General features: G+C 74.9%; 8 protein-coding genes. 2 read left to right on the top strand and 6 right to left on the bottom strand.

The window, feature by feature from the left end:
* The coding region (locus tag ACR80Q_RS16085) for an IS30 family transposase (RefSeq protein WP_435378654.1) at nucleotides 1–736 on the top strand (736 nt) is incomplete at its 5' end.
* 503 nt (nucleotides 737–1,239) lie between these two features.
* Here ACR80Q_RS16085 and purD read toward each other — a convergent pair.
* Nucleotides 1,240–2,505, bottom strand: a complete 1,266-nt coding sequence (gene purD, locus ACR80Q_RS16080; protein WP_435378653.1) for a phosphoribosylamine--glycine ligase — start codon at nucleotides 2,503–2,505, stop codon at nucleotides 1,240–1,242.
* A 62-nt stretch (nucleotides 2,506–2,567) separates the two neighbouring features.
* Between purD and ACR80Q_RS16075 the strand changes: the two genes are divergently transcribed.
* Entirely contained in the window at nucleotides 2,568–3,608 is a 1,041-nt protein-coding gene (locus ACR80Q_RS16075) for a zinc-dependent alcohol dehydrogenase family protein (RefSeq protein ID WP_435378652.1), read from the top strand.
* Nucleotides 3,609–3,633: 25 nt separating this feature from the next.
* Here ACR80Q_RS16075 and ACR80Q_RS16070 read toward each other — a convergent pair whose 3' ends face one another.
* The 5 genes from ACR80Q_RS16070 to ACR80Q_RS16050 form a co-directional block, all read right to left on the bottom strand.
* On the bottom strand, nucleotides 3,634–4,932 hold the full coding sequence (locus ACR80Q_RS16070; RefSeq protein ID WP_435378651.1) for a multidrug effflux MFS transporter: 1,299 nt from the start codon (nucleotides 4,930–4,932) through the stop codon (nucleotides 3,634–3,636).
* A gap of 74 nt (nucleotides 4,933–5,006) precedes the next feature.
* Nucleotides 5,007–6,293 carry an adenylosuccinate synthase gene (locus ACR80Q_RS16065; protein WP_435378650.1) on the bottom strand — a complete coding sequence of 429 codons (1,287 nt, stop codon included), beginning with the start codon at nucleotides 6,291–6,293 and terminating at the stop codon, nucleotides 5,007–5,009.
* Between the two features lie 113 nt (nucleotides 6,294–6,406).
* Nucleotides 6,407–7,429, bottom strand: coding sequence for an NAD(P)/FAD-dependent oxidoreductase (locus ACR80Q_RS16060; protein WP_435378649.1), 1,023 nt, complete (start codon nucleotides 7,427–7,429; stop codon nucleotides 6,407–6,409).
* Nucleotides 7,430–7,654: 225 nt separating this feature from the next.
* On the bottom strand, nucleotides 7,655–8,122 hold the full coding sequence (locus ACR80Q_RS16055; protein WP_435378648.1) for a DUF3151 domain-containing protein: 468 nt from the start codon (nucleotides 8,120–8,122) through the stop codon (nucleotides 7,655–7,657).
* Nucleotides 8,119–10,818, bottom strand: a complete 2,700-nt coding sequence (locus ACR80Q_RS16050) for a SpoIIE family protein phosphatase (protein ID WP_435378647.1) — start codon at nucleotides 10,816–10,818, stop codon at nucleotides 8,119–8,121. The genes ACR80Q_RS16055 and ACR80Q_RS16050 overlap by 4 nt, the downstream gene beginning before the upstream one ends.
* Between the last annotated feature and the right edge of the window lie 133 nt (nucleotides 10,819–10,951).

Below are 10,951 nucleotides of genomic sequence, written 5' to 3'. Positions count from 1 at the left end.
GGCCCTCTACGTCCAGGGCCGGGGCGAGCTGCGCCGCGAGCTGACCCGCTGCCTGCGCACCGGTCGGGCCCTGCGCGTCCCGGACCGGCACGCCGAACGCCGCCGGCCCCGGACCTGGATCCCGAAAGAGATCCTGATCAGCGAACGGCCCGCCGAGGTCGCTGACCGCGCCGTCCCCGGGCACTGGGAAGGCGATCTCATCATCGGCAGGAACGGCAGGTCCGCGATCGGGACCCTGGTCGAGCGGTCCACCCGCTACTGCCTGCTGCTGCATCTTCCTCCGCGCACCGACGGCCTGGGCGACCACGGCGCCGAGGCCGTCCGCGACGCCATGCTCACCCAGATCGCGACCCTGCCACGGCTGCTGCGCAAGAGCCTGACCTGGGACCAGGGGATCGAGCTGGCCCGCCACCAGGAGATCAGTACCGCCACCGGCATGGACATCTACTTCTGCGACCCTCACTCACCCTGGCAGCGCGGCAGCNGCATGGACATCTACTTCTGCGACCCTCACTCACCCTGGCAGCGCGGCAGCAACGAGAACACCAACGGCCTGCTCCGGCAGTACTTCCCCAAGGGCACCGACCTGTCCGTCCACAGCGCCCAGGACCTCGACGCCGTCGCCGCCCAGCTCAACGGCCGCCCCCGCAAGACCCTCGAATGGAACACCCCGACAGAGACCCTCGCCCGACTACTGTCAGCCGCGTCAGAAACCGGTGTTGCAACCACCACTTGAATCCGCCGGCCCGATGACCCCGATCTCGTCCCACAAAGCGCGCTCGCCGGCTGAGGACCTCGCCCGGTGAGGGCGGCGCCCGGGCGGGGCGGCGCCCGGGTGGGACGCGGCCCCTGTGGCACGGCGCCCGGTGAGGGCGGCGCCGGGTGGGGCGGCGCGCCGGGCGGACGCGGCCCCTGTGGGATCAGATCGGGGTCGGAGCCGTCGAATGACCCCGATCTCGTCCCACAAAGCGCGTTCGCCGGCTGAGGACCTCGCTCGGTGAGGGCGGCGCCGGGTGGAGCGGCGCGCCGGGCGGACACGGCCCCTGTGGGATCAGATCGGGGGCGGAGCCGCCGAATGGCCCCGATCTGGTCCCACAATCGGCATGGCAGCGGCGGGCACGGCGGCGGGCACGGGCACGGCAGGCGGCGGGCACAGGCACGGCGGCGGGCGCGGGCACGGTGGGCGCGGCCCTGCGGGCGCGGGCGTGGCGGCGGCCTCGGCGGGCCGCCGGGGCCGGCTCAGCCCTCGGCGGCGATGTCCAGGCGGAGCTGGCCGCCCGGGACGTGCACGTGCTCGACGGCCTCGTAGGCCGTGGAGCGGGCGGCGGCCACGTCGGCTCCGGTGCCGACGACCGTCAGGACCCGCCCGCCGGCGGTGACGAGGTGCCCGTCGCGCTCGGCGGTGCCGGCGTGCAGGACGTGCGCCCCGGGGACCGCCGCGGCCTCGTCCAGGCCCAGCACGCCGTCGCCGGTGCGCGGGTCGGTGGGGTAGCCCGGGGCGGCCACCACGACGGCGACGACCGCGTCGTCGCTCTCTCGCAGGCCACCAGACGTCTCGAGGTGCTCGGCGAGGCGACCCTGCGCGGCGGCCAGCAGCAGCTGCCCCAGCGGCGCCCCGAGCCGGGCCAGGACGACCTGGGCCTCGGGGTCACCGAGGCGGACGTTGAACTCGACGACGCGGAGCCCGTCGGCGGTCAGGGCGAGCCCCACGTACAGGACCCCTGTGAACGGCGTCCCCCGGGAGGCCATCTCGCGCAGCACCGGCCGGGCCACCTGGTCCAGGACCTCGTCGACGAAGCCGTCGGGCAGCCAGGTCAACGGGGCGTAGGCACCCATCCCGCCGGTGTTGGGGCCCTGGCCGCCGTCCCGCAGCCGCTTGAAGTCCTGGGCGGGGCCCAGGGCCACCACGTCCTCGCCGTCGCACAGGCAGAACACCGACACCTCGGGCCCGTCCAGGTACTCCTCGACCACCACGCGCCCCAGCGGCACGGACAGGCAGGCCGCCGCGTGGGCGAGCGCGGCCGTGCGGTCGTCGGTGACCACGACCCCCTTGCCCGCGGCCAGCCCGTCGTCCTTGACCACGTACGGCGCGCCGAGCTCGTCGACGGCGGCGGTGGCGGCGTCCAGGTCGTCGCAGACGAAGGGCCGTGCGGTGGGCACCCCGGCCGCGGCCATCACCTCCTTGGCGAAGGCCTTGCTGCCCTCGAGCCGGGCCGCCGCCGCGGACGGGCCGAAGCACGGGATGCCGGCGGCGCGGACCGCGTCCGCGGCGCCGGCGACGAGCGGGACCTCGGGGCCGATCACGACCAGGTCGGCCACCGCGGCGACCGCGAGCTCGGCGATGCCGGCGGGGTCCTGCATGCCGACGTGGCGGCACTCGGCACCCGCGGCGGCCATGCCCGGGTTGCCCGGGGCGGCCACGACGGCGCTCACCCCGTCCTCGGCGAGCAAGGACCGGACGATGGCGTGCTCCCTGGCACCGGACCCGACGACGACGACTCGCACGGGCAGCGAGGCTAGCGCTGTCCGGCGCGCACCGGCGGCCGGTCCTGTCGTACGGTCCGTCGGTGAGAGCCACCGTGATCCACGCCCCCGGCGACATCCGTTCCGAGACCCGGCCCGACCCCGCCCTGCAGGAGCCGACCGACGCGGTCGTGCGTGTCCTCGCGGCCTGCGTCTGCGGGTCCGACCTGTGGCCCTACCGGGGCGAGAACCCGGTGGAGGAGCCGCACGGCATCGGTCACGAGCACGTCGGGGTCGTCGAGGCCGTCGGGGACGACGTGCAGGGCGTGCGGGTCGGCGACGTCGTGGTCGCCCCGTTCACGTGGTCCTGCGGGCGGTGCGTGCACTGCCGGGCCGGTGTGCACACCTCGTGCGTGCTCGGCGGGGTGTTCGGCGGTGATACCGGCTGCCAGGCCGAGCTGGTCCGGGTGCCGCAGGCCGGCGGCACGCTGGTCCGGGTCGACGGGTACGGCGCGGGCAGCCCGCCGCCGGAGGCGTTGCTGCGCGACCTGCTGGCCTGCAGCGACGTGATGGGCACGGGGTGGCACGCGGCCCGGTCGGCCGGGGTCCGCGAGGGCGCGACGGTCGTGGTGGTCGGCGACGGCGCGGTCGGGCTGTGCGGGGTGCTGTCGGCCGTGCAGCAGGGCGCGGCCCGGGTGGTCGTGATGAGCCGTCACGCCGACCGGCAGGCCCTGGCCCGGCGCTTCGGCGCCACCGACGTCGTCGCCGAGCGCGGCGAGGACGGCGAGCAGGCCGTCCTCGAGCTGACCGACGGGGTGGGCGCGGACGCCGTCCTGGAGTGCGTGGGCACCGAGCAGTCGATGCGGACCGCCTTCGCCGTGGCCCGGCCGGGCTCGACGGTCGGCTTCGTCGGCGTCCCGCACGGCGGGCGACCGCCGCTGAGCCGGATGTTCCGCCAGAACATCGGTCTGGCCGGGGGGATCGCCCCCGTCCGGGCCTACCTGCCGACGCTGCTGCCGCTGGTGCTGGACGGCACGATCCACCCGGGCGCGGTCTTCGACGCCGAGCTGCCGCTGGCCGAGGCCGCCGAGGCCTACCGCCGGATGGACGCCCGCGAGTCGATCAAGGTGCTGCTGCGGCCCTGAGCCGTCCCGGCCCGCTGCGACGCCCTCAGGCGCTCAGCACCTCGGCGGGGTCCCGCTCCTCCTGCACGACCAGGAACGCCACGGTGGCCGACGCGGCGAACGCGACGGTCATCAGGGCCGTCATGCTCGTGGCGCTGGTCCCGCCGAACACGCTGGCCAACGGGCTGACCGCCCCGCCGACCGCGAACTGGAGCACCCCGACCAGGCCCGAGGCCAGACCGGCGCGGGCCGGGGGCTGACCGTTGAGGACGTGCGCGGACGCGGCCGGCATCGCCATGCCCACGACGCCCATCGCCACCATGAGACCGGCGATGAGGGCGGCCAGCGGCAGGTCGCCCAGCAGCGACAGCCCGAACACCAGGCCGATGGTGGCGGCCCCCACGATCGGGGCGCCGCGCAGCACGGCCAGCAGCCCGAAGCGGGCGACCAGGCGGCTGGACAGCTGGCTGCCGGCGATCAGGGACACGGTGACCGCCGCGAACACCATCCCGTAGCCGAGCTGCGAGACGCCGTACTGCTCCTGCAGCACGAACGAGCTGCCGTTGATGTAGACGAACAACCCGGCGAACGCGAGGCTGGCGACCATCGCCGGGGCGATGAACGACCGGTCGACGAGCAGGCGCCCGTAGGTGCCCGCCAGCCGGCTCACGGGGATGGGGCGGCGTGCCTCCTTGGGCAGCGTCTCGGGCAGGAGGACGGCGGTCACCAGCGCGAGCAGCACCCCGATGACGGCGAGGATGACGAACACGCCTCGCCAGCTGGTGAGCTCGAGCACCAGCGAGCCGAGGAACGGCGCCACCATGGGCACGGCGCCGACGACCAGGAACAGCTTGGCGAAGGCGCGGGCGAGGTCCTGGCCCTCGGACAGGTCGCGCAGGATGGCCCGCGCGGTCACCATGCCCGCGGCGACCACGAAGCCCTGGACGAAGCGCCCGGCCGTCAGCCACCCCAGGGTCGGCGCGGCCGCCACCAGCAGCGACGCCGCCGCCCAGGCCAGCAGCCCGACCACGACCGGCAGCCGGCGACCGACGCGGTCCGCGACCGGGCCGATCACAAGCTGCCCCAGGGCGAGGCCGAAGACGCACGCCGTCAGGGTCAGCTGGATCTGGGTCTCGGCCACGCCGAACTCCGCCGCCAGCGTGGGGTACGCAGGCAGGTAGAGGTCGATCGTCAGCGGCCCGGCCGCGGTGATGGCCGCCAGCAGGAACAGCTCGCGCGGTCCCAGCCGCGAGAAGAACCCGGCCCGCCCCCGGGTACCGGCCGACGCCGTCGCCGACGGGTCGACGGACGGACGGGTCTGGGGGGGAGTGGGTTCGCTGCGCATCTGGTTAGCGAGGGTAACAGTTACCCGTGCTAACCACCGGTCGGTCGTCCCGGTGGGTGGACCACCGGCGGTCCTCAGCCGAGCAGGTCGTGGCGGACCACGGTCTCCTCGCGACCCGGGCCGACCCCGATGGCGCTGATCCGCGAGCCGCTCATCTGCTCCAGCGCCTCGACGTAGCGCTGGGCGTTCACGGGCAGGTCCTCGAAGGCGCGGACGCCGGAGAGGTCCTCGGTCCAGCCGTCGAAGAACTCGTAGACGGGCTTGGCGTGGTGGAAGTCCGTCTGGCTCACGGGCATCTCGTCGAACCGGGTCCCGTCGACGTCGTAGGCCACGCAGACGGGGATCCGATCGAACCCGGTCAGGGTGTCGAGCTTGGTGACGACGAAGTCGGTCACGCCGTTGACGCGCTGGGCGTACCGGGTGATGACGGCGTCGTACCAGCCGCAGCGACGGGGCCGCCCGGTCGTGGTGCCGAACTCGTGCCCCACCGCACGCAACCGCTCGCCGTCGGCGTCGAACAGCTCGGTCGGGAACGGCCCCTCGCCGACGCGGGTCGTGTAGGCCTTGACCACCGCGATGACGCGGTCGACGCGGTTGGGGGCCACGCCGCTGCCGGTGCAGGCGCCGCCGGAGGTCGCGTTGGAGCTGGTGACGAACGGGTAGGTGCCGTGGTCGACGTCCAGCAGCGTGGCCTGGCCGCCCTCGAACAGGACGGTCTCGCCGCGGTCCAGCGCCTGGTTGAGGACGAGCCCGGTGTCGGCGACGAACGGCTCGAGGCGGGTCGCCTGCTCCAGCAGCGAGTCCGCCACCTCGTCCACCGAGATCGCCCGACGGTTGTAGACCTTGACCAGCAGGTGGTTCTTCTGGTCGAGCGCGCCCTCGATCTTCTGGCGCAGGATCTTCTCGTCGAACAGGTCCTGGACCCGGATCCCGACCCGGTTGATCTTGTCGGCGTACGCCGGGCCGATCCCGCGGCCGGTCGTCCCGATCCGCTGCTTGCCCAGGAACCGCTCGGTGACCTTGTCCAGGGTGCGGTGGTAGGTGGCGATGACGTGGGCGTTGGCGGACACCAGCAGGCGCGAGCAGTCCACCCCGCGGGCGGTCAGGCCGTCGATCTCGGTGAAGAGCACCTCGGGGTCGATGACGACGCCGTTGGCGATGACCGGGACCACCCCGGGGCTGAGGATGCCCGAGGGCAGCAGGTGCAGGGCGTACTTCTCCGAACCGATCACGACGGTGTGCCCGGCGTTGTTGCCGCCGTTGAACTTGACCACGTAGTCGACGCGCGAGCCGAGGGCGTCGGTGGCCTTGCCCTTCCCCTCGTCACCCCACTGCGCACCGATCAGCACGACTCCGGGCATTACGGCGACTCCTTCGGCTGGCTCGGGCCGCTGGGACCCCTCTGACGTGCGAACGGTCCCGCGACGCACTGCTCCCGGGACCTGTTCTGCCCGGTCAGGCTAGTGCAGGTGGCTCAGGACGAGGCCCGCGCCGACCGCTGCAGCAGCTCACCAGCCAGCCGGTGGCCGGACAACCAGGCGGCCTCGATGCGCGAGCGCTCGCCCCAGGCGTCGCCGCACACCCCGACCGTGCCGTCGTCGGTGAGCGCGAACTCAGGCGCCGGACGGGGCCGGCTCGGGCTGGCCAGCGACCACCGGTGCGCGCGGGCCCACTCCGGCTCCCCCAGGTCCGTGCCGAGCACCCGGGACAGGTCCGCCAGCACGTGAGGGACGGCCGAGGCCGGGTCGTCGAGGCGGCTGGCGGCGAACACCGGTGTGGTGTGGGCCACCAGCACCGGGGCCCCGTCCCCGCGACGGCGTCCGTCGTCGGCCACCCACTCCACGACCGGGGACCCGTCGACGAACACGCCGTCGATCTCCGGCCAGGTCCGCGCCGTCCACGCGGCGTAGACCGAGAGCACGGGGCGCCAGTCCCAGGGCGGGCCGTCCAGCAGCGAGGGAGCCGTGCCCTCGGGCAGCAGGTCGACGGCCTGGGGGTCGGGCATCGCCAGCACGACCGTGTCGAAGCGCTCGCCGTCGACCACGACACCCGGACGGTCCGCACCGGTGAGCCGTTCCACCTCGGTGACCTCGCGGGGGTTGTCCACGGCCAGGCCGTCGGCCAGGTCCTCGACCAGCGAGCGTAGGCCGTCGGTGCCCGCCCAGCGGACCGGTCCCACCTTGGTGCCGAGCAGCCGCTCCCCGTCGGACAGGTGGAACGTGTCCGTCCAACGCCGCAGCAGGCCCCGCTCGCGCCAGGACTCCACCACCGCGCCGAACTCCTCGCCGCGGACGGTGAAGTACGAGGCCCCGGTGTCGACGACGTGACGGCCCACCACGGTGTCGACCGTCCGGCCGGCCATCCGTCCACCCAGGCGGCGGCCCCGGTCGACCAGCAGGACGTCGGTGCCGGCGTCGTGCAGGCGCCGGGCGCACGCCACCCCCGAGATGCCCCCACCGACGACGAGGACACGACCCTGGCTCTGAGCGGCAGTCACGGCCTCAGTCTGCCCGTCGCCCGGCGGCTCGGCAGGGGCGGGGCCCGGGCGGCGCGCCCGGGACGCTGACCGAGTAGTGCGACAGGCCATGACAGGCCACACTGTGTCCGCGTCGGCTGCCGTGAGGTCGGTCGGCGGGTGGTCCCGAAGGGGTCCGGGACCACCGGGGGCCGCGCTCCTGCGGGACGCGCGGCCCCTCGACCACCCGCCGCGGGACGGCGGGGCTCAGGCGAGGGTGGGGTCGCAGTCGGCCAGCAGGGCGGCCAGGCGGGTGACCTCGTCGGCCTCGCCGACGTGCTCGGCCGCACCGGCCAGGGCGCGGACGCTGCGCAGGAAGCCCTGGTTGGGCACGTGCGCCCACGGCACCGGGCCGTGGCCCTTCCAGCCCGAGCGGCGCAGGGCGTCCAGACCGCGGTGGTACCCGGTCCGGGCGTAGGCGTAGGCGGCGATCGCGTCGGACAGCCGCTGCTCGTCGTCGCCGGCGGCCTGCGCCGCACCCGCTCGCACCAGCGCCTCCTCGGCCAGCACGGCCCAGGCCAGGCTGGAGGCGGGCGCGGCGGCGGCGACGGTCGCGGCCGGGGTGCCCGCGCCCAGCGCCTGCTCGGCGGGGTCGTGCAGGCCGGCCGGCAGGTGGGTCGGGGCCGGGCCGTTCAGCAGGTCGGGACCGCGGTTCGGGTTCGGGGGGGTGCTCACGGGGACTCCTCGGGGACGGGGTTGTGGATGGGGTCGTACCCCGACCGCAGCTGGGCCCACACGAGCTTGCCCGACCGGGTCGGCGACCACCCCCACCGTGCCACCTCGTTGACGACGTGCAGACCGTGGCCACCCTCGCCGAGCGGCCGGTGCGGGACGAGCCGGGGGGGCTGCGGGTTGGCGTCCTCGACCTCGATGCGCAGCCCGGAGGTGGTGTCGTAGAGCCGCAGCTGCACCATGCCCCAGCCGTGCAGGACGGCGTTGGCGACCAGCTCGGACACGACGACCTCGGCGAGGTCGGCCTGCGGCACCCCCCACACGGCGCACGCGCGCATGGTGGCGTGGCGGGCCTTGCCCACGCTGGAGGGGTCGGACGGCAGCTGCCAACGGCGCTGCCGGGTCGCCTCGGCCCGGGGCACGGGCAGGTCGGCCACGTCCATCGGCACGCGCAGCACCACGACGGCGGTGTCGTCCTCCGGCGAGTCGCCCAGCTCGGCCAGGAGCATCTCGCCGACGCCGTCGGCGCGGACGGCGGTGCACCGCTGCAGCAGCCCCTTGAGCGTCTCGATGCCCTGCGCCATCGGCCGGGACCGGCGCTCGACCAACCCGTCGGTGTAGGCCACCACGACGTCTCCGGGGCGCAGCCGCACCGTGTCGGAGCGCCTGGCTCCCTCCTGCAGACCGATCATCGTCCCCTGCGCGGAGTCCAGGGACCGCACGGTGTAGCCCGTGACGGCGTCGGCGCCGGACGCGGCGTCCCCGTCCGGCGCGGAGCGGCGGCGGGGGCTGCACACCAGCGTCGGCAGGTGCCCGGCGGAGGACCACGACAGGTCCCACTGGCCGTCGTCGCGGCGCCGCAGGGTCATCAGCACCAGGCTCGCCATGCGGGCGATGCCCATGCCGGCCGTGAGGTGGTCCACCCGCATCAGGACGCTGCCCGGGTCCTCGACCTCGTAGGCGTAGGACCGCACCACGGACCGCAGCTGCCCCATCGTGGCGGCCGCCTCGACGTCGTGGCCGACCACGTCGCCCACCACGACCCCGGTCACGTCCTCGCCGAGCGGCATGACGTCGTACCAGTCGCCGCCGACCTGCGCGTGGTCGACGTTGGGCGTGTAGTGCGCCCACACGTCCAGACCGGGGATCCCCGCCTGCTGCGGCAGCATGGACCGCTGCAGCGTCTCGGCCAGGGAGTGCTCCCGCGCGTACAGCCGGGCGTTCTCCAGGCTCAGCCCCGTGCGCCGCGCCACCACCCGGACCAGCTTGTGCAGGTCCTCGCCGACCGGGGCGGGGCCCGCGTCGTCCGCCGGCCGGTCCCCCAGACCGACCAGCAGGACCGCGATGACGTCGTCGCGCCCCGACAGCGGCAGCGCCAGGTAGGCGTCCTCGACCCGACCCGTGACGGCCTGCGCGAACCAGCCCGTGACGGTACCGGCGCGCCGGGCCGTCCCCAGGTCCACGACGGCCTCCTGCAGGAAGCCCTCCAGCACGGCTCGCAGCGGGTCGTCGGTGGCCAGGTCGGCCACCGCGGGCCCCATCCGCCTGCCCGCGCCGACCAGCTCCTCCGTCCCGCCGCCCGACGCGGCGACCACCTCCACGGACCTGTCCAGGCGGAGCACGGCGGCCCACGGCACGACGGAGCCGGCGAGGACGTCGGTGAGCCGCGACATCGCCGCGGCGGCGTCCAGCTCGATGACCACGTCGCTCACCCGGTCCAGCAGCACCAGCCCGGCCCGGGCCCGCTGCTCGGCCAGCAGGGCCCGCTCACGCTGCTCCTGGACCAGGACCCGCTCGGTGACGTCGACCTGGACGCCGACGAAGTTGACCAGCCGGCCGGCCGCGTCCAGCACCGGGGTGATCGACACCTGGTTCCAGAAGGCCGTGCCGTCCTTGCGGTAGTTGACCAGCGTCTCGGTGACGGCCCGCTGCGCGCGGAGGGCCTCCGACAGCCGCCGGACCGTCTCGGGGTCGGTGTCGGGCCCCTGGAGGAACCGGCAGTTGAGCCCCGTGGCCTCCTCCGAGGTGTAGCCCGTGGTCCGCTCGAAGGCGGGGTTGGCCCAGACCAGCGGGTTGTCCGGCTGGGTCGGGTCGGAGATGGTGAACGCCAGGTCCGTGGCGATGACGGCGCGGTTGCGCAGCGCGTCGGCCTGAGCCAGCGCCGCCTCCTGGGCCGAGGCCACCGCCCCGACGGGCCTGCGCGTGTCCGCGGCCGTCAGGGCGCCGTCGGCCGCCGCGACGATGGGCTCCATCTCCACGGCCCCGCCGGCGGTCCCGGTCAGGCGCATGAACACCACCAGGCAGCGCCCGCTGAGCCCGCTGCCCAGGGGGAACCCCGTCACCCACAGCGGGCCCACCACGTCGGCCACGGTCTCGCCGCCGTCCTGCCGCTGCCGGTCCTGCTCGTCACCGGCCGCCTCGGAGGCCCGGTGGGACTCGCGCCGGATCAGCTCACCGGCCACCGGCTCGCCGCGGGCCACCCGCGACAGCGCGCTCGCGGTGTCGGCGAGGTCGGCGCCGCCGGGGTCGACGAGACCGGCGAGGCGACCCCACTCGTCCACGCCGATCGGGAGGGCCTGGCTGCCGGCCATGGCCATCGCCATCAGGTTGGCGTACTCCACACGGCTGCTGGTGAGGTCCACGACCAGCACCGCCGCGTCGGCCTCGTGCATCACACGCGGCAGGTGGCTCGTCGACACCCTGGTCCTCCTCAGTCCTGGCGTCCCCCGACGCCGTGCTCCCGCCATTCCTCGTACCGGGGTGCCCGAGCGGGGGCGTGACCAAACGGCCGGCAGGATCGCGACCCGCGCGGTCTTGCTAGCGTTCGACGAC

Origin of the sequence: Aquipuribacter aurantiacus (assembly GCF_051216895.1) — a bacterium.
GTDB lineage: Bacteria > Actinomycetota > Actinomycetes > Actinomycetales > JBBAYJ01 > Aquipuribacter.
Note: the sequence above shows the minus strand (reverse complement) of the source record. Positions and strands in the feature narration are given on the sequence as shown.

Bases quoted from the DNA above. Each gene is read 5' to 3' on its own strand.
- ACR80Q_RS16070 (WP_435378651.1), bottom strand. From the start codon at position 4,932: ATGCGCAGCGAACCCACTCCCCCCCAGACCCGTCCGTCCGTCGACCCG.
- ACR80Q_RS16065 (WP_435378650.1), bottom strand. From the start codon at position 6,293: ATGCCCGGAGTCGTGCTGATCGGTGCGCAGTGGGGTGACGAGGGGAAG.